Origin of the sequence: Rhizobium sp. PL01 (assembly GCF_033447125.1) — a bacterium.
GTDB lineage: Bacteria > Pseudomonadota > Alphaproteobacteria > Rhizobiales > Rhizobiaceae > Pararhizobium.
Genome location: NZ_JAWQUM010000003.1, coordinates 457927 through 481012, shown reverse-complemented (window position 1 = coordinate 481012; position 23086 = coordinate 457927). Strand labels below are relative to the sequence as shown.

At 61.2% G+C, this 23086-nt stretch carries 26 protein-coding genes; 9 read left to right on the top strand and 17 right to left on the bottom strand.

The genetic code is table 11. The features are described from left to right. Nucleotides 1–20: 20 nt before the first annotated feature. From R6X40_RS10145 to R6X40_RS10110, 8 genes are all read right to left on the bottom strand, one after another. Nucleotides 21–419, bottom strand: coding sequence for a DUF3168 domain-containing protein (locus R6X40_RS10145; RefSeq protein WP_318413122.1), 399 nt, complete (start codon nt 417–419; stop codon nt 21–23). After that, entirely contained in the window at nt 416–751 is a 336-nt protein-coding gene (locus R6X40_RS10140; RefSeq protein ID WP_318413120.1) for a phage head closure protein, read from the bottom strand. Before R6X40_RS10140 ends, R6X40_RS10145 begins: the two co-directional genes overlap by 4 nt. A gap of 2 nt (nt 752–753) precedes the next feature. Then, a complete protein-coding gene (locus tag R6X40_RS10135; RefSeq protein ID WP_318413118.1) occupies nt 754–1323 on the bottom strand; it encodes a phage head-tail connector protein in 570 nt (189 codons plus the stop codon). Nucleotides 1324–1470: 147 nt separating this feature from the next. Next, nucleotides 1471–2739, bottom strand: coding sequence for a phage major capsid protein (locus R6X40_RS10130; RefSeq protein ID WP_318413117.1), 1269 nt, complete (start codon nt 2737–2739; stop codon nt 1471–1473). After that, nucleotides 2736–3314: an HK97 family phage prohead protease gene (locus R6X40_RS10125; protein ID WP_318413116.1), complete on the bottom strand. Its 579-nt coding sequence runs from the start codon at nt 3312–3314 to the stop codon at nt 2736–2738. Before R6X40_RS10125 ends, R6X40_RS10130 begins: the two co-directional genes overlap by 4 nt. Nucleotides 3315–3548: 234 nt before the next feature. Beyond that, the gene (locus R6X40_RS10120; RefSeq protein ID WP_318413114.1) at nt 3549–3866 is read right to left on the bottom strand and encodes a DUF6107 family protein; all 318 of its coding nucleotides are present in this window, start codon (nt 3864–3866) and stop codon (nt 3549–3551) included. A gap of 261 nt (nt 3867–4127) precedes the next feature. Beyond that, complete coding sequence (locus R6X40_RS10115) at nt 4128–5279, bottom strand: phage portal protein (protein WP_318413112.1); 1152 nt, start codon at nt 5277–5279, stop codon at nt 4128–4130. A gap of 202 nt (nt 5280–5481) precedes the next feature. Beyond that, nucleotides 5482–6096: a hypothetical protein gene (locus R6X40_RS10110; protein WP_318413111.1), complete on the bottom strand. Its 615-nt coding sequence runs from the start codon at nt 6094–6096 to the stop codon at nt 5482–5484. Between the two features lie 164 nt (nt 6097–6260). Between R6X40_RS10110 and R6X40_RS10105 the strand changes: the two genes are divergently transcribed. Continuing rightward, entirely contained in the window at nt 6261–6410 is a 150-nt protein-coding gene (locus tag R6X40_RS10105) for a hypothetical protein (protein ID WP_318413109.1), read from the top strand. Between the two features lie 295 nt (nt 6411–6705). On the opposite strand, the gene R6X40_RS10100 is transcribed toward R6X40_RS10105, so the two are convergent. Then, entirely contained in the window at nt 6706–8229 is a 1524-nt protein-coding gene (locus R6X40_RS10100; RefSeq protein WP_412178365.1) for a DNA-packaging protein, read from the bottom strand. Nucleotides 8230–8293: 64 nt separating this feature from the next. Further along, complete coding sequence (locus R6X40_RS10095; RefSeq protein ID WP_318413106.1) at nt 8294–9001, bottom strand: hypothetical protein; 708 nt, start codon at nt 8999–9001, stop codon at nt 8294–8296. A gap of 99 nt (nt 9002–9100) precedes the next feature. Between R6X40_RS10095 and R6X40_RS10090 the strand changes: the two genes are divergently transcribed. Further along, nucleotides 9101–9439 carry an MmcQ/YjbR family DNA-binding protein gene (locus R6X40_RS10090; RefSeq protein WP_318413104.1) on the top strand — a complete coding sequence of 113 codons (339 nt, stop codon included), beginning with the start codon at nt 9101–9103 and terminating at the stop codon, nt 9437–9439. A gap of 3 nt (nt 9440–9442) precedes the next feature. Here the strand turns inward: R6X40_RS10090 and R6X40_RS10085 are convergent, their stop codons facing one another. Then, a complete protein-coding gene (locus R6X40_RS10085) occupies nt 9443–9910 on the bottom strand; it encodes a YcgN family cysteine cluster protein (protein WP_318413102.1) in 468 nt (155 codons plus the stop codon). A gap of 149 nt (nt 9911–10059) precedes the next feature. Between R6X40_RS10085 and R6X40_RS10080 the strand changes: the two genes are divergently transcribed. The 3 genes from R6X40_RS10080 (at nt 10060) to R6X40_RS10070 (ending at nt 13564) form a co-directional block, all read left to right on the top strand. Further along, the gene (locus R6X40_RS10080) at nt 10060–12309 is read left to right on the top strand and encodes a transglycosylase domain-containing protein (RefSeq protein ID WP_318413101.1); all 2250 of its coding nucleotides are present in this window, start codon (nt 10060–10062) and stop codon (nt 12307–12309) included. Between the two features lie 129 nt (nt 12310–12438). Beyond that, on the top strand, nt 12439–13026 hold the full coding sequence (locus tag R6X40_RS10075) for a DUF1214 domain-containing protein (protein WP_318413100.1): 588 nt from the start codon (nt 12439–12441) through the stop codon (nt 13024–13026). Next, a complete protein-coding gene (locus R6X40_RS10070; protein WP_318413099.1) occupies nt 13019–13564 on the top strand; it encodes a DUF1254 domain-containing protein in 546 nt (181 codons plus the stop codon). The genes R6X40_RS10075 and R6X40_RS10070 overlap by 8 nt, the downstream gene beginning before the upstream one ends. 131 nt (nt 13565–13695) lie before the next feature. On the opposite strand, the gene R6X40_RS10065 is transcribed toward R6X40_RS10070, so the two are convergent. Next, nucleotides 13696–13878 (bottom strand): hypothetical protein, encoded by a 183-nt coding sequence (locus tag R6X40_RS10065; protein WP_318413097.1) that lies wholly within the window; start codon nt 13876–13878, stop codon nt 13696–13698. Between the two features lie 378 nt (nt 13879–14256). Then, on the bottom strand, nt 14257–14544 hold the full coding sequence (locus R6X40_RS10060; protein ID WP_318413096.1) for a hypothetical protein: 288 nt from the start codon (nt 14542–14544) through the stop codon (nt 14257–14259). Between the two features lie 333 nt (nt 14545–14877). Between R6X40_RS10060 and R6X40_RS10055 the strand changes: the two genes are divergently transcribed. The 3 genes from R6X40_RS10055 to R6X40_RS10045 all read left to right on the top strand — a co-directional run bounded on the left by R6X40_RS10055 (nt 14878) and on the right by R6X40_RS10045 (nt 17452). Beyond that, entirely contained in the window at nt 14878–15660 is a 783-nt protein-coding gene (locus R6X40_RS10055) for an SH3 domain-containing protein (protein WP_412178364.1), read from the top strand. 153 nt (nt 15661–15813) lie between these two features. Then, on the top strand, nt 15814–16104 hold the full coding sequence (locus R6X40_RS10050; protein ID WP_318413095.1) for a hypothetical protein: 291 nt from the start codon (nt 15814–15816) through the stop codon (nt 16102–16104). A gap of 244 nt (nt 16105–16348) precedes the next feature. After that, a complete protein-coding gene (locus tag R6X40_RS10045) occupies nt 16349–17452 on the top strand; it encodes a DUF2336 domain-containing protein (RefSeq protein WP_318413094.1) in 1104 nt (367 codons plus the stop codon). Nucleotides 17453–17464: 12 nt separating this feature from the next. Here R6X40_RS10045 and R6X40_RS10040 read toward each other — a convergent pair whose 3' ends face one another. From R6X40_RS10040 to R6X40_RS10025, 4 genes are all read right to left on the bottom strand, one after another. After that, the gene (locus tag R6X40_RS10040) at nt 17465–17812 is read right to left on the bottom strand and encodes a DUF1491 family protein (RefSeq protein ID WP_318413092.1); all 348 of its coding nucleotides are present in this window, start codon (nt 17810–17812) and stop codon (nt 17465–17467) included. A gap of 80 nt (nt 17813–17892) precedes the next feature. Then, complete coding sequence (locus tag R6X40_RS10035; RefSeq protein ID WP_318413091.1) at nt 17893–19344, bottom strand: methyl-accepting chemotaxis protein; 1452 nt, start codon at nt 19342–19344, stop codon at nt 17893–17895. A gap of 93 nt (nt 19345–19437) precedes the next feature. Continuing rightward, the gene (locus tag R6X40_RS10030) at nt 19438–20418 is read right to left on the bottom strand and encodes a peptidoglycan-binding domain-containing protein (protein ID WP_318413089.1); all 981 of its coding nucleotides are present in this window, start codon (nt 20416–20418) and stop codon (nt 19438–19440) included. Continuing rightward, on the bottom strand, nt 20390–21964 hold the full coding sequence (locus R6X40_RS10025; protein ID WP_318413265.1) for a sensor histidine kinase: 1575 nt from the start codon (nt 21962–21964) through the stop codon (nt 20390–20392). The genes R6X40_RS10030 and R6X40_RS10025 overlap by 29 nt, the downstream gene beginning before the upstream one ends. A 582-nt stretch (nt 21965–22546) precedes the next feature. Between R6X40_RS10025 and R6X40_RS10020 the strand changes: the two genes are divergently transcribed. Then, nucleotides 22547–22990 carry a DUF5330 domain-containing protein gene (locus R6X40_RS10020; protein ID WP_318413088.1) on the top strand — a complete coding sequence of 148 codons (444 nt, stop codon included), beginning with the start codon at nt 22547–22549 and terminating at the stop codon, nt 22988–22990. Nucleotides 22991–23086 lie beyond the last annotated feature (96 nt).

The following is a 23086-nucleotide window of genomic DNA, read 5'->3' as shown; positions in this document are numbered from 1 at the left end:
CACTTCGCGACCGCGAAACTTCACTCGGTCACGGCACGAAAGACCATTTCCGCCACATGCCCCTTGGCCTTGGCATTACGGCCAACCCTTGTGCGCCGATGCAAAATACTGACCAGAGCATGCCCGGCCAGAACGAGAGGCACGTCGTTCAGAAGCGCGCGTACCCGCGCGGCAATCTCTTCCGCCACGCGATTGCCGCCTTCGCCGGTACGCACCTCCAGCGTGACAAGATGCTCTTCCCCCGCTTCGCTCGCCGTCGATGCATCCTGGCTGTCGATGCCGGCGATGAAAACGCAGGGCCGGTGCGACCGTGCCTGCAGATGATCGTGAACCCCGTCGGCGCCAATCAGCACTTTTAATGCCGCGTCACCGGCGAGTTGTCCGAAAACCGCCTTTTGCAAGGCCCCTGCAGCGCTCATCGTCCATCCTCCATGCAGCGGCAGACCAGATAACGCCGGGTCTCATCCGGATCGTGAAATCCCCGGATTGCAAAAACCCGCGTCCCCTTGCGAAAGCGCATGCCGGCCGCGATATCCTCGCGAAACCGGATCCAGATACGGTGCGTCACGGTAAACACCTCCGCGTCCGCCCGCTCTTCCTCGCCGGCGGCGACAGGCTCGATCCGCGCCCAGAGCGAGGTCACCGGCGCAAAACCCGGCACAATCCCGCCGTGACCATCGCGAGCGTCGGCCCGCATCTCCAGGTCCAGCCGCTCCGAAAATTGCCCGGGATCAAGGATGACGGCGCCCATGGTCAAAGCCCCCTGCGGCAAAAGGGTGCGATCAGCCGGTCGTAACCGGCAGGCACCGCTGCCGGCTGGCTGTCTGGAGAGACCGCGCCGCGAAACTCGTAGAGCAGAGCCGCATGGAGAAGCATCGCCCGTTTCAGCGTGTCCGGCACTTCCGCACCGGTCGCCCCGAAACCGGCTGAAAAATCGATCTCGATGCCGTTGATCACTCGCCCCGGCTGCGGTTGCCGGGGCAGGATCAGCCGCGCCGGACGGGCCCGACCGTCGAGCACGAAACCAGCGGTATCGACAGCAACAGGCACGCCTGCCGCGTCATAAACCGTAATGGCTTCAATTGTTTGTACCGGCCCCCTGCCAATCTGAATCACCCGTGCCGGCGGCCAGTCGTCGAGATAGAGCCGGAAGGTCCGCGTCAGAAGCGAAAGCCCGGTCTGCCGCTCCAGGTGCTCGCGCACGGTGCGGATCAGCCCGGTGATGACAGCATCGTCGGCATTGGTTTCAACACGCAGATGTGCCTTCGTCTCGGCAAGCGTCAGCGGCTCGCCGAGCGGCGGCGCCAGTTCGGTGATAGTCATGGATATCTCCGTCGATAAGGCTGTTGGGCGAGAAATTGGGTGGACGCAGCGGGAGGGGAGCTGCGTCCACCCCTCGCGCACTGCGGCAGGGAAGACCGCGGCGCGAATGGGCTGCCACCCTTTCAGAAAGGGCAGCCTTACGCGTATTCAAGATGCCGCGAATTTAATCAGCTTGATAGCCTCGAAATTTTGCACTCCACCACCAACTCGCTTGGTGGTGTAGAACAGTACATAAGGCTTTGCCGAATAGGGATCGCGCAGCACCCGGACCCCGGTGCGATCGACAACCAGGTAGCCGGCGGCAAAGTTGCCTAAGGCGATCGACATGCTGCTGGCGCCGATATCCGGCATGTCCTCGGCCTCCGCGATCGGAAAGCCCATCAACGAGGCCTGCTGGCCGGCCACCACCGGCGGACGCCAGAGATAATTGCCGTCGGCATCCTTGAACTTGCGGATCTCGGCCTGCGTCCTGCGGTTCATCACGAAAGCTGCATTCTGCCGGTGCCCGGCCTTCAGCGCATAGATGGTGTCGATCAGCGTATCGGACGGTCCGCTCGCCTTGAAGGCGCCAGCAGCGCCCGTTGCGATATAGCCGATATTGCCCCAGCTCCAGCTCGCGTCCGCCACATTGGTATAGCTCAAAAAGCCCTTCGGCTTGTTGGTACCGTCACCGGACACGAAGGCCGTGCCTTCCTGCTCGCCAAAAGCGATATCGACTTCGGAAGCGATCCAGTTCTCGATATCGACAGCCGCATCGTCAAGAAGGGCCGCCGTTGCCGCGGGCATGGCATAAAGCTCCATGGTCGGAAACGAGAGTTCGGCCAGCTGCGGCGTGGTGGTCTGCGGACGTGCTGCCGTCTCTGACACCCAGCCGGTTGCCATGCCGGCCAGTGCAAACGGTTTCTTCAGCACCGCCCCAGAAACCTGCCGCACCGTCGCCATCGCCCGGATCGGCGACACCACCGAAAGCCTGCGGCCGATTTCCGTGTCGGTCTCGTTCGGCACCAGATAGCCGCCATCGCTGGCCGAACCGGTGGAAAATGCCTTGGCCTCCAACTCCCGCAATGCTTGCTCGTCACCGCGGCGGATATAGCTTTCGAACGCCGCCTTGTGCTCCATCGTCTCCAGGCTTGTTTCGCCGCCGCGGCCCAATGCCGGCCGCGCTTTCTTCAGCGCCAGCTGGTCGATCACCCGCTTCTGCTCGTCCATCGTGCGCGAGATGCGATCCATCTTGTCGCGGGTGATGACATCGGCCGTCAGCTTGCTTTCCAGTTCGCCCAGCCGCCGGTCATTGGTTTCCTTGAAGGCCTCGAAGGCACCCATGAAATCCTCGAAGGCTGCGGTCATCGTCTCCGGCGCCGTCTTGATTTCCGGGGCGACCTTGCTCTGGGGCGCCATGTTGCTCGTGTCGTTCATTGGCCTGTCCTTCTGTCAGAGAGTTTTATCAACCGGGCCGCCCGCCGCATCGTGCGCACGAGCTCCGTTTCCGTGTCGCGAAAGAACCGCGCATTCTTGACGTTCGACACCCGTGCCGATGGCAGCATCGGGAAGGTGACGATCGAGATTTCCCAGAGATCGGCTTCGAGGATGCGGCGCACCCCGCTCTTGCCGTCGGTCCTGGCCTTGACGGTCTGGAAGCCGATCGACAACCCGTCGAGCGCACCCGCCTTCATCAGCATATGCACCTCCCGAGCCCTCGCGACGCCCGGGGACAAAAGCCCCTCGACATAGAGCCCACGCGCATCCTCGCGAATGGTCTTCCACGTACCCAACGGTTCGCCGGGATCGTGCTGGAACAGCATGCGCACGCCGCCAGCGCCACGCCGCGCCAGCGACTGTTGAAAAGCACCGGGCGAAATCGCATCCTTGCCGAGATCGACCTCGCCAAAAATACTGGCATAGCCGGAAAACCGCCCCTCCCCGGTCACCCCGGAAAGCGTCAGATTGGCGAACTTCTGCGTTCGCCAGACAGGCATCCTGTCGGTCGTCATGGTCTCTCTCCGATGGTTGAAAATGCAGTGGACGAAAAGCGGGCAGCTGAACGTCAGCGCCACGCCGTCAAAATTATTCAAAGCCCGGGGTTGATCGTCGGCAGCTCCGGTCTATCTCGATCCGGGTCGTCTTCGAGGGACGGCCGTGGACCGACGCAGGATGCGATGCGGAAGGAACACACCCGGGCGGGGCTTTCGATCCGCCCGGGATGGCAGCCGGACATGACACATGACCTAATCCGGCCGTGTGCCAAACCGCTCGGCCACCCGCACCGCCGCTCCCATCACCCACCAGGCAACAAGACTGGACGCCGCCGATCCCGTCACCATAACCTCCGCACCCGAAAGGCTCCCGGCGATACCGAGCTTGCTGACAATCCAGAGCCCCGCCGGGCCGCCAAAAATCAGGCCGCAGGAAAGACCGGTGAAAAAGCGCGAGGCAGCCTCGCGCTTGCCCTTCGGCAACATGTAGATCAGCGACACCGCAGCCCCAGCCGCAGAGCCGATACCCTTGGCGGCCCACAGGCCCGGATCATTGCCAAAATCAGCCATTTGTTAAGTCCTTGATGCTATTATCGGAATTGCACTTGATTGGCGCGCCACTGCCTCGTTCCACGAGGTCAGGCGATGCCTGCCGCTGCGTCAGGCCCACGGATTGCTGATTCTTTTGAATCCCTTGGCCGCCGATCTTCAAAGATCGATTCAAGCCCGTCACAGATTGATTCAAAAACAGCGGAAATCGATTCCGGGCATTCAGTGAACCATCTGATCTGCTTGACAAAACCAGGGCAGCCGCAGCCGTGACAGCCCGCCTCAATACCCCACCGCCTGCCGCTTCTCCTCGTCGGTGAGAAAATCCGCGTCCTTCATCCGCGCCCAGACCTCGCTGCGTTCGCCGGTCAGCCCGGCCACCTGATCAAGATCCGGAACCAGCTTCAGCATTTCGCCCGATCGCCCGGAGAACCAGCCCGACAGTGCCGCAGCCGTGCGAAAAACCATCGGCAGGACGGTGAGACGGTAGAGCGCCCGGTTGGCCTCCTGATAATTGGCATAGGTATTGTCGCCGGGAATGCCGAGCAGCATCGGTGGCACACCGAAGGCAAGGGCGATGTCGCGTGCCGCGCCATTCTTTGCCTCGACGAAATCCATGTCCTTGGGCGAAAGCCCCATCGCCTTCCAGTCGAGGCCGCCTTCCAGGAGCAGCGGCCGCCCGGCACGGATCGGGCCGGAATACCCTTCGTCCAGTTCGCTCTTCAACCGGTCATACTGGTCAGCCGACAGATTGCCGCCCTCCTTCGGCTGGTAAACCAGCGCGCCGGAAGGCCGGGCCGAATTGTCGAGCAGCGCCTTGTTCCAGGTCGCTGCCGCATTGGAGAGATCGAGCGCCATTTGCGCGGCCGCCAGCGGCGGGAAACCAAGGTGATCGTCGAGCGGATGAAACAGCCTCAGATGCAGAAGCCCGTCTTCGCCGGCGGACATCCGCCGCACCAGAGCGCCGACCCGGTATTCATAGGTCTCCGGCCAGCCGTCACGCCCTTCGAGAATGCGGACCCGGTCCGGCCGCAGCAGATGCAGTTCGCGCACCGTGCCGCCGAGCTCGACCGCATCGACATAGGCATTTCCGGAAAGCAACAGATGGCCATAGAGCGTCTCAAGGAAATCATGTCCGCCCATCCGGCCGTTCGGCCGGGCCAGCAGCGAAAGAACCGGATGCCCGCTGCGCTCCTGCACACCTTCGTAAACGAGCAGCGGCACGTTTGCCGCAGCTTCGGAGATCAGCCGCACCGCCCGGTGCGCCACCGGATTGCGCATGAATCCTTCGCGGGCAAGGGCTGCATAGGACCGCCCGGTCCAGTGCGCGCGCCCCTCCTGCGCAATCGCGACAAAACCCGATGCCGTCTTGGTTTCGCGCACGCTCTCGTTCTCTGCCGGGCGATGCCACGGCAGACGGAATGGATTTTTCATCGGATCAATTTCCTTGATTGTCTGCGGTTCGTGGGAAGAACAGCCCTTCATCCGCCCTGTCGGGCACTTTCTCCCCGCCAACAGGGTGAAGGGACATGCGGCAACCTCTATCGTCCCCTCTCCCCGTTCACGGGGAGAGGGCTAGGGCAAGGGGCAAGCCCACGAAAAGAACGGGCTTCCGCCCCCGCCTTCGGTCACTCCTTCATCCGGCCTGCCGGATCGCCGCGAGATAGCGCCTGCCGTAGCCTGCAACCAGTTCCGCCCTGTCGCGGCCGTTGATGATCCGCCGGGCGCCGGCCCAGTCCTCTGTGCTTTCGGAGAAATACTGCCCTAGCCTGCGCCCGGTAAACGTGCCGGTCTCCATGCCGATGAACAGGATGTCGACGGCAACGCTCAACTCCATCGCCCGCTCCGGCCGGGACACCAGATCGATCCCGGTTGCCAGTGCCATCTTTTCATAGTTGATTTTATGCGTCAGCTGCACCAGCCCGCGCCCCAGCCAGGTCTTCCCCTCCGCGTCCCGCCGCCAGTATGGCGCCGACACGGATGGCAAGCTGCCGTCTTCAAACGCGCTGTCGAGAACCACAATCGCCCGGCTGTCGCTGGCGGCAAAAGTTTCGCGCACCGGCTGCATCGTCCGGCCGGTTTCGTGATGCGCGGTCGCCAGCATATAGGCAAGCCAGCGGTCATCGATCTCGCGAACATCGCTGACACCATCGAGAATCGCCGTCAGCCCCGCCACCTGGCGCCGTTTCAAGACACCGTCGAACAGGGAAACGCGCACCGCATCGAAGAAGGTTTTTCGCGCAAACACCATTTACACTCCGCTTACAGTCACAAGACCTGAAAAAATGTCGTGACTCTAAATCGATTTAACTAATTTAAATCGTTTAAACTGTTTAATGCCCTGATTTACTTTGGCTTTAAGATATGAAAACTGAAGTCAGCAAAATGATTTTGCGATTGATCGAGGAGGATCGAATGAACGCGCAGAGTAAAATCCAAGCCGACACCAACCGCTCGACGGTACCGCAGCATATCCTCGACCGGTTCGAAAGCGCCTGGCAGCAGATGCGCGCAAACGCGTCGGAAATACCGAAATCCGCCACGGCCGAAGACAACAAGCGCTGACCGCGCCCGTCCGGATTATTTCACCTGTCGATGCAACCTTTCCGGAACCAATCGCGTTACCGAGCGGTACTAAAAATTGACGAAAGGATCGCCCATGCCAGCCCAGCAGATCTCTCAGGCCCAGTTCGAACGCCTTGAAAACGAGTGGCGCCAGATCCGCGAAACCGCGTCGACAACGCCCAAGCCATCCGCGACGGCATCAGCTAAATAATTCCGCCCTTTCACCCTCCCCTTGACGGGGAGGGTCGGTACGCAGTGCCGGGGTGGGGTGACGCGCCGCATCATTGCCGCCACCTCAAATCCCCCTGACCCGCGGCTCGCCGCCGCCATCCAGCATCAGTGCCGTCAGCGCCCAGACCAGCGCATCCAGCCGGTCCGGCGAGCGCCCGGATGACAAGCCATCCGGCCCGAAATCGCACATCTGATCTTCCAGTGCCGGAAACGACCCGGCATGCACCACCCTGCCCTGTTCGTAGAGTGCCGCCACCGGTTCTGCCCTTAGCCATTTGCCGCGCGATGCCCTGACGGATGTGACCGGCAGTTGCGCATCGATGCCGCGCAGTACCGCAGACACCATGTCACCACCCTGGTTGACCTCGGCCACGATCCGGTCGGCATCGAAACGCCTGTAGGCCCGCACCACCGCGCCTGCCCATCCGGCCGGGCTTGCGCCCTCAACCGAACAATCAGCCAGCACGACGCCGCGCCCGCTCCGGTCCAGTCCCGCCACGATGATCCCGCAACAGGATTCCCGGCCCATGCCGGCGGGCGGATCGACAGCCACGACGATACGCGTCAGCGGCCCGGTATCGCGTAGCTTCAATGCGTCGATCCCCGTGCGCGACCAGAGCGCATCCTCGCGGTCCTCGATCATCTCGCCATCGAGTTCCTGCCGTCCGAGCCGCGTGCCGCCGTAGCGCCCTGCCATCGCCGACAGAAATCCAGGTGCCAGATTGCCGGCATTGTCGCCGGTCCTGATCCGGCACGTCGTGGTGCCGGGGTCAGTGATCAGCGCCTTCAGCACCGGCACAGGCCTTGGCGTCGTCGTCACCAGTGCGCGCGGATGATCACCCAGCCTGAGTGCAAACTGCAGCATGTCCCAGGTCTCCTGCCCGTGTTTCCATTTGCCGAGTTCGTCGCACCAGGCATAGTCGAATTGCGGTCCACGCAGGCTTTCCGGATCTTCCGAGGAAAAGATCTGCGCCACCGTGCCATTCGGCCAGACCAGCCGGCGCCGTGAGGCCTCGAAATCCGGCCGGCTGCTTCGCGCGATCCGGCAGATGCCGGAGACGCCGTCGATCATCACCTCGCGTGCATCACCCAGCGTCTCGGCCACCAGCGCGATCCGCAGTCCCGGCCGCGCGGTCTTCCCGGCCGCCAGTTCCTGCACCCACTCAGCCCCTGCCCGCGTCTTGCCCGACCCGCGCCCGCCCATCAAAAGCCAGACCCGCCAGTCGCCCTCGGGCGGCTTCTGTTCGGAGCGGGCAGTATGGTTCCAGGCACCAAGCAGACGGTGGAACTGTAAAGCTTTCCTCTTCCTGAACGTGCGCGCCACCTGCACATCGCAATCCGGCAAGCCTGCGTCCGGATGAGGCTGTGAGAAAGGCACTTCGGTACCGGCAGCCGTTTCCGCTGTCTGCCCTGCCTGACCGTCCACTGAATCAGAGATGAGCTCACGGCCTTCGCAAATGGATGCTGCATCGTCATCGCGATCCTCCTCACCGGCAGAAATCGACACCCGATCATCCCGCAGCAGACCAACCTCCAGCCGTGTCAATAAACGTTCCGTCGTGCTGTGGGCATCGAATGTCCAGCCCATTTTGGTGCCGCGAAAGGCTTCGATCTCATCCTTTTTGACGCTCAACGTCTTGGCGCGGTTTCGCTCAGGACGGCCCGCTTGATTTGGCATTGCCGATGGCGGGCCCGGCAGACGAACACTCTGCATCAGCGCCTTTTGCCGCCGCTTCTCTCGCTTTATCTTGTTCACGCTCACGGACGATATCCTGTGCTCGGCTTTCAATTCGGGCTTCGAACTCCGCTTGCAGCTTTTCAAATGCCGCCTCGTCGAAGTCCTGTTCGGCCATCACATGGCGGTCATGCGCAATCGTCCTTTGCAGGCTGTCGATCTTTTCCAGCGTCCGCACGATCACCGACATCGCCTCGATGCTGGCCTTGGCGTCGGCCTGGATCAGCTTGCGGTCGATCTCCTCGCCTGCCGCTTCAGCCTTGTCGTCGGCCAGCCGCCGCAGCCGCTGAAACTGCTGCATCTGTTCGCGCAATTCCCTGGTCATGCCGTTCAGCATGTCCTGCAGATCGTCAAGCGGCGACACGGTCTCCGCCTTGGTCTCGAGGATTACCCGCCGGGCGACGTCCTCAAGTGCCGCGTCGGCTTCACCGGCAGGCCACCCGTCATAGACCGCCGCCTTCGGCCACAGGCCAAACAGCGCCGGATCGAAATCCAGTTCAGACATGACAAAATGATCCTTGAATGTGTGCAGCCCTTCGGGGCGAACGGCGGATGGTGTGCTCTTCAAGAGAGCGTCAAAGCCGGATGAAGCTTCCCGCTTCACCCACTTTTCCGACTGTGCCATAAACCTATCAAATGACCGTCACGCCGTCAAGGATTATTTTCCTATTAGGATTATTTTCTTGTATTTTGTGCATTTTCCCGAGCGTGTTACACTTTCCCCATGAGAACCGAGGACCTGGAAAAGCGGGCTTTGGGCCTGCCGGGCGCCGTTGAAAGCGCTCATTTCGGCAAGCGCGATTTTCGCGTCGGCAAGCGCATCTTCATGTCCCTGCCGGAAGCAGGCCGCGCCGTCGTCAAGTTCACGCCAGACCAGCAGAAACTGTTTCTCGAAACCGAGCCCGGTGTCTGTGCTGCGGTTCCCGGCGGCTGGGGCCTGAAGGGTTGGACATCCGTCTATTTCGCCGATGCCGAAGACGACGTCATCGGCCACGTGATGGACACCGCCTGGCGCAATGTCGCACCGAAAAGTCTTTTGACACCGGCGGTTCCGGCAGAATAGGCTTTACCGCTCGGCGCGCTCACCCACGGTCAACGGCCAGGTCACCAGATAGTCTTCCAGATCCTCGACATCGATATCGTCCTCCGACACCGTGCGGCCTTGCACCGAAATGCCGGCCTGATGCACCGTGTCCGGATCGCCTGAGATCAGCGGATGCCACCAGTAGAGATCGATCCCGTCGCGCACCAGCCGGTAGCCGCAGGTCGGCGGCAGCCAGCTCAGCGTCTCCACCTCTTCCGGCGTCAGCTGGATACAGTCCGGCACCGTCGCCTGCCGGTTGGGATAGTCCTTGCACCGGCAGCTCTCGCCATCCAGCAATGTGCAGCCGACATTGGTCCAGGCGATCTCGCCCGTATCCCAATCTTCCAGCTTGTTGAGACAACAGAGCCCGCAGCCGTCGCACAGGCTTTCCCATTCGGCGCCCGTCATCTCGGCCAGCGTTTTCGTCTTCCAGAAGGGCTGTTCGCCCATAATTTTTATTCTTCCATCAGTTGGATTTCGGCGACATTTTTACAAAACATTGCCGGTTTTTTAAGGCTCATTATCGATATCGGCGTAGAATAGAAACCCGGCCCATGCAAATATCGGATGGGAGTTGAAGCCACCAGGATGCGACCGCATTGCAGGATCCAAGCCAAGACGACAGCCCGAACCCTGAAAACGGCGTCCCGAAGGACGACCGTCCGAGGAAGCGGCATATCCTGCTGCGCATCGATTCGTGGATTGATTCCACCGTCTGGAATGCCGGTTTCCGGCTCGGTGTCTGGTGGGAGGATCTCACCATCTTCTTCCGCCGTTTTCGCATGCGCGGCTGGAAGAAGGCGCTGTTCGAGGTCCTTGGCGAAGGCATGACCTGGGGCACGGTCGGCTCGGTTCTGATGCTGGCGCTGGCGCTTCCGGCCTTTGAAGACACCAAAGGCAACTGGCGGGCACAGAGCGATTTTGCCGTCACCTTCCTCGATCGCTACGGCAACGAAATCGGCCATCGCGGCATTATCCACGAGGATTCCGTGCCGATCGACGAACTGCCGGACACGCTGGTCAAGGCGGTGCTTGCCACCGAAGACCGCCGGTTCTTCGATCATTACGGCATTGATTTTCTGGGCCTTGCCCGCGCCATGACCATCAATGCGCGCGCCGGCGGCGTCGTTCAGGGCGGCTCGACGCTCACCCAGCAGCTGGCCAAGAACCTGTTCCTGTCGAACGAGCGCACCATCGAGCGCAAGATCAAGGAAGCGTTCCTTGCCGTCTGGCTGGAATGCAACCTGTCGAAGAAGGAAATCCTGCGCCTCTACCTCGACCGCGCCTATATGGGCGGCGGCACGTTCGGGGCGGCAGCGGCATCGCAGTTCTATTTCGGCAAGAACATCACCGATATCAACCTGGCCGAAAGCGCCATGCTCGCCGGCCTGTTCAAGGCGCCTGCCCGCTATGCGCCGCATGTCAACCTGCCGGCTGCCCGCGCCCGCGCCAACGAGGTTTTGACCAATCTGGTCCAGGGCGGGCTGATGACCGAAGGCCAGGTGATTGCCGCGCGCCTCAACCCGGCAACGGTCATCGACCGCGCCGAAGTCAGTGCGCCGGATTTCTTCCTCGACTGGGCCTTTGACGAAACCAAGCGCATCGCCACGCCCTTTGCCCAGCATTCGCTGGTGGTTCGCACCACCATCGACATGGGCCTGCAGCAGGCGGCGGAAGACTCCGTCGAATCCAGCCTCAGGCAATATGGCGAGACCTACAAGGTCAAGCAGGGCGCCATGGTGATGATCGAGAATGGCGGCCCGGTGCGGGCCATGGTCGGCGGCAGGGATTATGGCGAAAGCCAGTTCAACCGCGCCACCAAGGCGCTGCGCCAGCCGGGCTCGTCGTTTAAGGTCTACACCTATACGGCCGCCATGGAGAAAGGCCTCAAGCCGGAATCGACCATCAGCGATGCGCCGATCACCTGGCGCGGATGGTCGCCGCAGAATTATTCCAAGGGCAGCTATTCCGGCCGCGTCACCCTTTTGACCGCCATTGCCAAGTCGATCAACACCGTGCCGGTGCGCCTCGCCAAGGATACGCTCGGCACCGAAATCATTGCCGAAACCGCCAAGAAGATGGGCATCGAAACGCCGATCCGCACCGACAAGACCATGCCGCTCGGCACCTCGGAAGTCACGGTCATGGATCAGGCGACGGCATATGCCGTGTTTCCGGCCGGCGGCCTGCAATCACGCCGCCACGGCATCAGCCAGATCCTCAATTATGACGGCGATATTCTCTATGATTTCAATCGCGACGCACCGCCAGCCCAGCGCGTGGTCAGCGAGCAGGCCAATGCCTCGATGAACTACATGCTGACCCAGATCCCGATTATCGGCACAGCCCGCAAGGCAGCGCTCGACAACGGCATCGTCGCCGGTGGCAAGACCGGCACGACGCAGGCCTACCGCGATGCCTGGTTCGTCGGCTTTACCGGCGATTACACCACCGCCGTCTGGTTCGGAAACGACGACTATACCTCGACCAACAACATGACCGGTGGCTCGCTCCCCGCCATCACCTTCAAGCGGCTGATGGATTATGCGGAACAAGGCATCGAGCACAGAGCCATTCCCGGCATAGACAATCCGCTGCCGGGACCGGACGCGAAGAAGAAAGCGGCGACGGTCGCCGCCGCAAAACCCGCCGATGAAAATGCCCTGCCGCCTTTGGTGCGTCCCCGTTCGCTCTCCTCGGAAGTCACTCGGATGCTGAAGTCGCTCGGCGAAAAATTCGATACCGCCCCCGCCCTGAAAGTCCCGGCAGACGCTCCCGGCAAAGTCGCCGAACTCGATCCGCAACCGACCGGTACCATCGTCAAGGGAGGCAGGGATGGCGGGCGGTGATGTGTTTGCGGCTGGTCTCTTGCCCTGTCGCCCCCCTCTGGCACTCCGGGACAGAGGGGGGTACACCGCCGCCGCACTCATTCCGGCATCCCTCTCCCCACCAATCCCTGCACAGTCCCGGTAAAGCCTTTGCTCCGCATCCCCCTCCTCATCGCTCTCGCCCTGTCCGTCGCCTTCGGCGTCGGCATCGTTTCAACCGTGTCTGCCCTGAAAGCCACGGTCGGTTTCGGGGCGATCGCGCTCGGTCCATGGGTCGCCTTTCCCGAGGCGCAGACGGAAAATACTGATCCCTATGCCAAGGCGCACCGGGCGCGCGACGGCAAGCTGCTCTATGGCGGAGCGGAAGGGCTGCAGTTTACCGCTGCCATGGACAGCACGGGGGAAAAGCTGACCTCCAGCTGCACCTACGATATCGCCGGGATCACCCCGCCCGCCCGCTTCTGGACGCTGTACGCCACCAATGCCAACGACCAGCCGATGAAAATCGCCCCTGAGCTGCCAGCGGCAACCAATGCCTGGACGGTGCTGCGCAAACCGGACAGTTCCTTCGTCATCCATGTTTCGCCGGTCGCCCAGCCGGATAACTGGCTGGCGATACGCCGCACTGGCGCCTTCAAATTGGTACTGACCCTGCTCGACACCCCGACGGCCGGGTCCTCCGGCCTCATCGATCTCGCCATGCCGAAGATCGTCAAGACGGGGTGCCCGGATGCGTAGCGCGCTTTTTGCCATCCTGGTCGGTCTCGTTGGTGCGGCACTGCTGCATATCGTCATCATTCTGGCCCTGCCGCAATTTACCGGAAAGGATGCCTATAGCCGGGTGCTTGGTCTCTACGAGATGGATAGTTTCTTTTCGTTGACCAGCGAACCCGGGCCAACGGGACTTGCCAACGACGATCCATTCCTGCGGGTCGCCGTCTGCGGGTTTTCGGTGGATGCGGGCCCGGCCCGGTTCGTCGCCAAGGGCGCCGCGCCCTTCTGGTCGCTTGCTATTTACGACGCCAATTCCAATGAAATTTTCAGCATGAACGACCATACGGCGGTCAACGGCAATCTCGATCTGATCATGGCCACGCCAATCCAGCTCGTCGATCTCAGAAAGACGCCGCCAGCGAGCCTGGCTCAGTCGATCATGGTGGAGATGCCGGATGAGGAAGGATATGCCGTCCTGCGCGCCCTGGCGCCAACGGATAGTTATGAGGAAACCGTGCGCAACTTCCTGGCCGAATCCAGCTGTGAGCCCTTCCGGCGATAGCTTTTTGAGCAATGGCACATTCGCGGCGCGGAGGCGGCTGGCCGTCTCCAATAAATGTTCAATTCAAAATGGAATTTTCAACACGATAATTTGGTCAGCCCGAAACATCGCTGCCAGGCGCTGAACAGATTTCAATGCTTCTTTGCCCTGCCCGGAGCCGGTTTAGCCGGTGTGCTGCCCGGATGACCGTCCAGCCGCTCGTAGCGGATGCCGGTAAACAACAGGATCACCGCATTGCTTGGCGCAATCGGACCCATGGATGGTTTCGGCGGTGCCCGCACAACGCGGTCCTCCAGTCTGATAACCTCTGCCATGCTCGTCTCCAAAAATGGTTGAGACGGATGAACTACCGTACTGATTTCACCCTGCCCGTTTTGCGGGCTGGCGCGGTCCCTTTGCCGTCAGGCTTGGGGCATCTGCGCCTTTCTCGTTGCTCCTTCTTCCGGAAAATCCGGATTTCATGCCAGTCTACATGCGAGAATGCCGATGATATCCAAGGACACCCCCCGCCGTCAGATTGAGCCATACGATAGTTAACAGCTCCTTAACGGTCCAAACCTCGATTCAAGCGATAGCCATGAGACCAATGTGTCCGGCGCCAATTCACCGGACACTGTTCCCGTCCTGCAGGAACCATCATAGACGAACATTCGCACTCGAAAGTTTCGCCGGGAACACCCAGAAAGCCAAGCCTAACGCCGTGCGAGCAGGCCGATCACGAACGAAACGCCGGCAATCGCCAGCAGCGTGGAAACAGGTTCCTCCCGGATGCGGTCACGCAGCCGTTCGGTCAGCACCTCGACTTCCGACGCGGCGACCGCCTTGGCACTGCTGCCGATGGCGGATACGGAATCGGTCAGACGGGCAATCTCGGCACGCAGATCGGCCAGCTGGTTTTCGAGATCGGCTTTCGCCGTGCTGGCTTCTAACTCCGCTACATCGCCATCATTGGGCACAGCTGCGAATTTCTTTTCGACCATGGTCAGGGCTCCTTTTTCAATGATTCCAAAACGCATCAGTGCCGATTTGGTTCCCCACAAACCCACGCAAACTGTGCTTCCTTCCCGCGCATTTTCCAATCAGGAAAGCTGTGACTTGATCATCCTGTTCCGGTGCCATTCATATTGCCGCGTATCGACGGAACGAAGCAGCCTGTCTTGGCGTTTCTTTGTGCTGAACGTAGCTGACGGACGCACCAACACCTCAAAAAAGACGTAAAACAACGGTGTTTGCAGCAAACTGGGCGGCGGCAGCTGCGAAGCCACGCCGGATGGATAGGATGGAAACCGATGAGAACACCGCGACGATATTCATTGAAATCAGCGCTGATGGCGATAGCAGCAGCAGCGGCTTTTCTGCTGCCGGTCGCCGCGCAAGCTGCGGAAGGTTTTGCGACCGGAAATGTCAACATGCGCTCCGGGCCGAGCACCCGCTACCCTGCCGTCACGGTCATTCCGGTTGGCACGGCGCTCGAAATTCATGGCTGCCTTGCCGACACGCCCTGGTGCGACGTGTCTTTCTATAATGGCCGCGGCTGGGTCGCTGGCCGTTATGTCCAGGCGCAGTATCAGCAGCGCCGCGTTTATGTCGAGCCGGACTATTACCGCTCGCTCGGCATTCCACTGGTGACGTTCGAACTCGGAACCTATTGGGACCGCAACTATCGCAATCGCTCTTTCTATCGGGAACGCGATTCCTACCGTCGTGACCGCGACAGGGATCGTTACACACCGGACAGCCGGCCACGGCGTGACTACAACACCTATGAACGCCCGCGTTACGACAATAACGATGGCATCGTCATCGAACGCCCGAGCCGCGACCCTGACAGGGAACGCATCGAGCGGCGCCGTGACGACAATGCGAGACAGGTCGAAAGGGATCAGAACAACCGGCGCGAACGGGACCGCGAACGCATAGATCGTAACAACAGCATCAGCCAGCAGCAGATCGAGCGCAATAACAATAATCAGCAGCGCATCGAACGCCGCAACAACAGTCAGCAGCAGGTAGAACCCGGTAACGCCCAACCCAGATTCCGAGGCGATGGCGGCGGAGGTTGCAATCCGCGCGACGTGAACTGCAACAACTACTAGCGGAACTCATGCACGGAGCGACGGGCGGCATCACGCCGCCCGTTTTCATTTTGGCAGCCCGTTTTCATGTTGACAGAATGGAACGCTCCACCCTCGATTTAATGGAACAAACCCCGTCGCGCAGGGGTTGTCCTTTATTGACGGGAGAAAAATATGTTTCTAAGTCCTTTGCAGCACTGGGTCGGCGAATATCGCCGCAAACAATGCGCCCGAACCATTTCCCCCACCATTGCCCTCATCGTCGATAAAGCTCATCTGGCCGGCTGGAGCCGCGAAGAAGTGCTGATTGCGATTGCCGACGCCGCAGATCATCAGTTGGCGGATATCACCGGCACCTCCATCGCCAAAGTCATCGATAATGTGAATCCGCCGGCGGGTTCGCCAGAGGGACCTGTGCAAAACCATCTGAGCGTGCAGCGTAACGGCACGATTCTCATCCGGTAAACGGAATATTAACCACGTCACCCTAATCTGAAATCATCATTCAGCCATGATCGGCAGGGTCGGCATCGCCCTCGTTGGCACCAATGTTTTCAGCGCCTTAGCGTCGATGATAGTGGTAGCGCCAGCGGCGTTCGGAAAAGCTCCCTCCGTCCATGTCTGAAATTTCGCCACCCTTTCGGACAAGCGGCAATGCCGGCTGTCCGAAATCGGGACAATAATGTTGTGCGTATGAGTGGGTGTATCCGTGGCGGACCGGTTTCGTGAGTTGGAAAGACCGCAGACAGGGCGGCTGAAGGACGTGGTCCTGATGGCGACCGTGACCGGTTTTGAAGCCCTGCGCCGCCCCCGCCGTATCGACCTCAAGCAATTCTCCGAATTGTTCGATCCGCTATTTTCCGCCTCCAGCGATGAAGCCCGCCGCCAGGCCGCCGCCGCCCTGTCGCAGTGTCAGTACCTGCCACCGTCTGTAGCGCTGCAGATCGGCAATGCGCCGATTTCCATTGCAGCGATTTTCCTCACCCGCTCGACTTCGATCGATGACGCGACGCTGCTGCAGGTCATCCGCGCCCAGGGACAGGCGCACGCCACCGCGATTGCCCGCCGCGACAATCTCTCGGTTCACGTGGTCGATGCCCTTGTCGAACGCCGCCAGACCGCCGCGACACCGGCAAAGACGCCCGCTCCTGCGATGCCCGCCTCCCCCGCCATGCCAGTTTTCCCGGCCGCACGAGCCGCAGATGAAGCACAGACGCGCCAGCCGGAAACAACGGCACAGGACATGACCACGGCAAAGCTGTTGCGCGAGGAAAAACTTCGTAGCGATCTGAAGTCGCTGGCCCGCGTCACTCCAAAAACCGCACCTTCGCTGCCGGTCATCGAACCCCTGGAGCCTCTTCATGGGGCACTGCTCGTGCGCTTCGCCCGCTCCGGCGAGGCCAACCTTTTCGCCGCCAGCCTGTCGGCCGCCCTGTCTTCGACCGCAGAACTTGGCGAGCGGATCCTGCTCGACATATCCGGACAGCAACTCGCCACAACATTGACGGCGCTGGACATGCATGCCGATGACAGCCTTTTCGTGCTCTGCGCATTCTATCCCGACCTTGCCGAGCGCCTCGGCGGCGCGACACGCGGCGAAGCGCTGCTCGGCTCTCTGAGTTCCGAGACCTGCCGCGTCCGCGTTCAAGCCTGGCTGCAGTCGGACCAGAAGGATACGGTCGGCCCATCCGGGCATCAGGCCTACCTGTCGCCGGATCGCGGCAACGCCCCCCGTCAGACAGCAGCGCGGCAGGACCCTGCCCGCAGTGTGGCCGATGTCCAGCAAACACGAACCTTTGGCCGCGGGCGCTAGGTTTTCATCGGTTCAGCTGGGTTTTTCAGCCACGACATCGAACAGATCGCCCCGCGCATCCACTTCGATCTCCACCACCCAGCAATCCGGATCGAACCGGATTTCCCGGACGATTGCCTGATCGACCGCATCTGCCTCGACTGCATCCAGCCGGATCTCGAACAACCGGCCGGGAGCGGGATCGTCGAAGAAACTCTGCGGCGCCGGTGCGTATAGCGTTTCAGTACCGAGGCGCGACCGTTGTCGGATGAAGATCGCACCGGCCTCGCCTGCCCCCTTGCGCAGCACGGCCGCATAGCCGCCAAGGCCAAAGACCCGGCGAACGAGAGCAGACACGAAGATTTCGGATTTCAGGCGCATGGATGGCTGATACACCGGCCGGGATTGACGTGCAAATATACGCTGCTCCGCATACCCGGCCCCTGCTCATGGCGTCGGCGTTAAACCCGGATCGCCAGCCGCAACCCGCCCCAATGACGGCCGTTGACGAAGATCGGGGCGGAGATATCCTTCATCAGCACGAAAGTCCCGGCTCCCATGTCGCGCCGGTAGGTCTGCACCAGAAAGGGCTCGGTGCTGCGGCCAGCGGCTAGACCGACACGATCATTGAACATGCGACGATTGCGACAGTTGGCGGTATTCCAATCCGTGTCGCCCGGCCGTTGCGGATGGGAGAATTTGCGGTTGTGGGTCGGCAGGTAACCGTTCTCATCGATCGGCGCACAGAAGGCGATACGATCGTCAGACGTGGCGATCGGCTCCAGGATAGCAGGCAGAACACGGTCGGTAAATTCGGTGAAGCGGGTGGTCATCTGGGCCGGATTGCTGCCAGTGACCTGCCGGTATTGCCGGTCGAACAGGGCATCCATGCTGATACCACCGGATGCGACATGACGCTCGAAGACCTCGGAGATCGTCGCGGCAACAGCGCAGGCGGTGCGGATATGGGGGCTATCTGGGGTTTCAAGCCCGGCACTCGCCGTCACCTGAATGATTTTTTCTGAGACCGCGACGACGGCATCGACCCGCGCGGAAGCTGTCTGCAGCGCACCGCTCGACGTATGGATCTCGGCGGCTATACCGGTCAACTGCTCGGCAAAGGCGGCATATTGCCGGTCAACCGCATCGGTCGTCCCGGTGACAGACGAGGCGCTGTCGAGGATCGCCGACATCACCTGCTCCAGGCTGGCAAAGGAGCCCTGAATCTCGCCGGCCTTTTGCTTGACGCCTGCGGCCGACGCCGAAGCCTGTTCGCCGGCAGACGATAACCGCACGATGCGGCTGCGCAATTCACTGAGCGTCTTCTGGATCGAAACGGTGGTTTGCGATGTCTGCAACGCCAGCGCCCGCACTTCGGACGCCACTACGGCAAAGCCCCTGCCGGCATCCCCTGCCCGCGCCGCCTCGATCGCAGCGTTCAACGCCAGAAGGTTGGTCTGCCGGGCGATCGTGCCGATCTCGCCAGCAAACCTGTCGACATCGGCAAGCGCGCCGGAGAATGACGAAATTTCGGTGCCGATCTCGCGTGTGGTCGCGACCATATGGTCTATTTCAAGCAGCGAGCCTTGCAGCCGCTCGCCCTGCTCGCCCAGCACCGTGCGGGCGCTGGTGGCCGATGCATCGGTTTCGCGCAGCGAGCGGGCGACCTCACCATTGGCGGCGGCAATCGAACGGGCAGTCGTGGTGGCGCTGGAAAAAATATCGACGTGGCGGGCAGACAGTGTTGCAGCATCCTGGATAGCGCCGGCGATATCGACAAGATCGATGCCAAGACCGGCTGCTTCGCGTGCCAGATCGGCGATGACGCGTCTGAGGCTACCGGAGCCCGCATCGCTATCGTTTTCACCCGGTTCGATTCCGGGCACAGGTATGCGCAAAGCCGTCGTCACCATCCCAATTCTCTCCTCAACCCCGCTACAACCTATGCGAACAGGGTTAACGAAGCGAAAACGGGAATTTTCGAGATTTACAACGAACGCGGGAACTTAGAGTGCGCCGATTTCCTTCATTTTTTTCAGCACCTTGTCGCTCGGCTGGCCGGTTTCCGGCAGCCGGTAGTGCTTTTCGAAATGGCGGATGGCCGTGCGTGTCTGCTCGCCGGCGACGCCATCGACCGAGACATCGCTATAGGCAAGGTTGGTCAGCCCCTTCTGGATGTTCATCACCAGTTCGCTGGAGGCGGGAATATCGACTTTGGGGATATATTGCGGATCGATCTCGGCATTGCGGATCGCGGCAGCGACCGGATCGAGTTCGCCCTTGCCGCCCTTGACGTTCTCATAGGGCCGCTGTGCAGGTTTGGCCGCGGCAACTGCCTTTGCGCGCATCTGCTGTGCGCTGTTCTGCGCGGGCGCTGCACCCTGCAGCGCCGCTAAAAGCGTATCGCTGGCCGATCCCGTCTCCGGACGTCCCGCCTGTTTTTCGAAACGTAGAATCGCCGCCGATGTTTTCGGGCCGGTCTTGCCATCGGCAGGGCCGTCGTAGAACCCGCGGCGTGCCAGTTCCTTCTGGATGCCAGCCACCAGCGTGGCGTCGCTCGCAGGCGTCGCTGCGGGCGCGGACTGGATAATCTCAGAAACGGTGTCTGCTTCCGGCTCCGGTTTCGGCTGTTCGATGCTGGCTGTCTGCTGCTCTTCGTCTTCGCGCTGGATGACGAATGTGGTCACTTTGCGCGGTGCAAGGCTGTCATCCTCAGCGCCGATCCTGGCAGATTGCGGATCGCTCAGCGGCACACGCGTGCGCAGGAACGGCGACGGATGCACGCCCGGCTGATACCACATGGCATTGGCGGCAACAAAACTGAAGGCGATGGCAAACGCCAGCGAACCGCCGAAGACGCGCGGATTGCGCGACGCCAAGCGGCCGGCGAAGGTCAGACCACGCATCGCCAGGCCAGCGGTCGCAAGACCGAGGCCGCGCTGCGCCTTCTTTTTCTTCTCAGGCTGTTTTCGCTTGCGAGCCGTCATGACCAGCGCCTCCGTTCATTCCACCGGCATCCTTCCGGCTCGCTTCCGGATAGGTCTGACCGTTCGTCTCTACCCGCGTACGCTCCTTCAGGCGCGGCGGAAACTCCACCATTGTCTGTTCCACAGCTTCCTGCTCGTCGATGCCGACAATGCCGGATCCGTCGAGCGCGATCGTTACGGTAATCACCGTGCCCTCGCCTGGGCGGCTGCGGATATCGAATTCCCCACCATGCAGCGCCACCAAACCCTTGACCAGAGACAGGCCAAGGCCGGTGCCCTCGTATTTGCGGGTATAGTCGTTCTGGATCTGCACGAACGGCTGGCCAAGCGACGACAGCTTGTTTTCGGCAATGCCGATGCCGGTATCGCTGACGATCAGGTTGAGATTGCTGCCGGCGATTTCGGCGTCGATGGTGACGAGACCGCCACGATCGGTGAACTTGATGGCATTGCCGACAAGGTTGATCAGGATCTGCTGGATGGCGCGCTGGTCGGCATTGACCTCTGCGACATTGCGCATGATCCGGCTGGTCAGCTGCACGCCCTTTTCACGCGCCTGCAGGCCGAGCATGGCTTCGCAGGCATTGACGACTTCGGCGACCCGGAAAGGCTCAGGGATCAGCTCGTAGCGGCCAGCCTCGATCTTGCTCATGTCGAGCATGGTGTTAACGACCGACAGAAGATGATGGCCCGACTGGTTGATCAGCGAGACATATTCACGCTGCCGGTCGTTTTCGAGCTTGCCGAAATATTCACCGGAGAGAATGTCGGAAAAACCGAGAATGGCATTGAGCGGCGTGCGCAATTCATGGCTGACGGCGGCCAGGAAGCGGGTTTTTGCGTCATTGGCTGATTCGGCAAGGCCGGTCTTGTAGATCGCCTCGGCGCGCAACCGCGCCTCTTCGGAAACGTCGCGCGACTGGACGAGGATGGAAAATTCACCCTCCGCCTCGCCAAGCACCGTCATTTCGCAGCGCATATGGACGAACTGCTCGCCGCCGGCAAAGACATTCGGGTGTTCCAGCCGGATGTCGATGGTCGCCTGGCGATCGCCCTGGCGCAGCATATCGATGGCCTGCAGAAAGAGAATACGGTCGGAAACGTGGATCTGCTCGATAAATCCCCGGCCGCCGGGATTGCGCATCCAGGCAAGGTAGGATTCGGCGTCGCGGCCGTGAACCGACGTGACCGAGCCGCGGATATCATGGATCGTCACCAGACCGGCGAAACAATCATAGTGGCGGGCGCCATTATCGATAGGTCTCTCCAGAGTTTCGGCGGTGGGATAGGCCGGCTTGCGATTGCGCTGGTAGGCAATGCCGCCAACGGCAGCGATCAGTGCGGCGGCGCCGACCAGTGCTGCGCCAACCGGCAACGCCAGAGAAACCGGCAAAGCAACGGACAGGGCGAGAGGAACGGTCGGGAAGGCAACAAGAGCGGTGGCGGCGACCGCCCGGACGACGGCGAACTCGCGGCTTGCCGCCGGCTCGCCCGCCACCTGGCGGGGCAGCCAAAGGCGCGCAGCGTCATCGACACGCGACGCCATCCTGCCAGCAATGTTACGCAATACTCTCAACGTCTAACCCTGTACGTTCGTTCTTTTCCGGACCCCGTCATGGTTCCGTCCTTTATAGGCAAGTTCTCGTCCACGACCGGAAACTGTCTTTATGAGCGATCGCTTTGCACATCCGAATTTCGCATTGGCGGCTTAATGAAAGGATAAATGAAACCGCGACAAATCCCGCGAAACGCCCCCAAAGTCCCATTCCGGGACAAATCGCCGGGGCTTTGTCTTTTGTGGTTAATGGGGTGTAAGCGCCGGATTTTAGGTGGTTTTCGCCCTCGCGTTAACCTGTGTGGCAGCCCGGATCGACTGCCACTCCCGCGTTTGCTGCCTTGGCCGGGTACGCTCCGCCTTGAACCTTAATGGCGATCGTTAAAATGCGCGACAAATGCCATTCAAATGCCGATCGTTCAAATTTTACGAAAAGACGGTGCAAATGCCACCGGTTTTGGCAAAGGCATGTTCCGAATCCCCTTTTAAGGTGTGATGACAAGGCGCCAACGGAGCGAACCCGGCAAAGACCGGACGCAGGTTTGAGTGCCTTACCAAAGGATGGGCAAGACAATGTGGTTTCTGATCAAGGGAACATTCTGGTTTTCGCTGGTGCTGGTGCTCCTGCCGTTTCTCGATCCGGCAAGCACCTCGACGCTTGAGCGAGGCCCAAAGGTCGATGTCGGCGACACGGTATCGGCAGCCACCGAGGCCTTCGGCTATATCAGCGCCATCTGCGTCGAAAAGCCGGATGTCTGCGTCAAGGGCACCGAGACATTCGTGGCGCTCGGTCACCGGGCCCGTGAAGGCGCCAAGATCGCCTATCAGTTTCTCGACCAGCAATTTGCCGAACCGAGCGATGCGGTGACCACCGGAACGGTTGCCGCCGCCACACAGCCCGCCGTCGATGTCACGGCAGATGTCGCGACAGCCGAACAGGTGACCGCCCAGCCAGAACCGATCTTCAACAGAATCCCCGTGCCGGAAAAGCGCATCGAGCCGAAGGTCGTGCGCTAAAAGCGCCGCCCATTTCCAGGATTCTTTCAGACTGCCTAAACTGCCGATTTTCCGGCCGCCGTGAGGAACGCCCGTCCCTCGCGGCGTTTCTTTTTT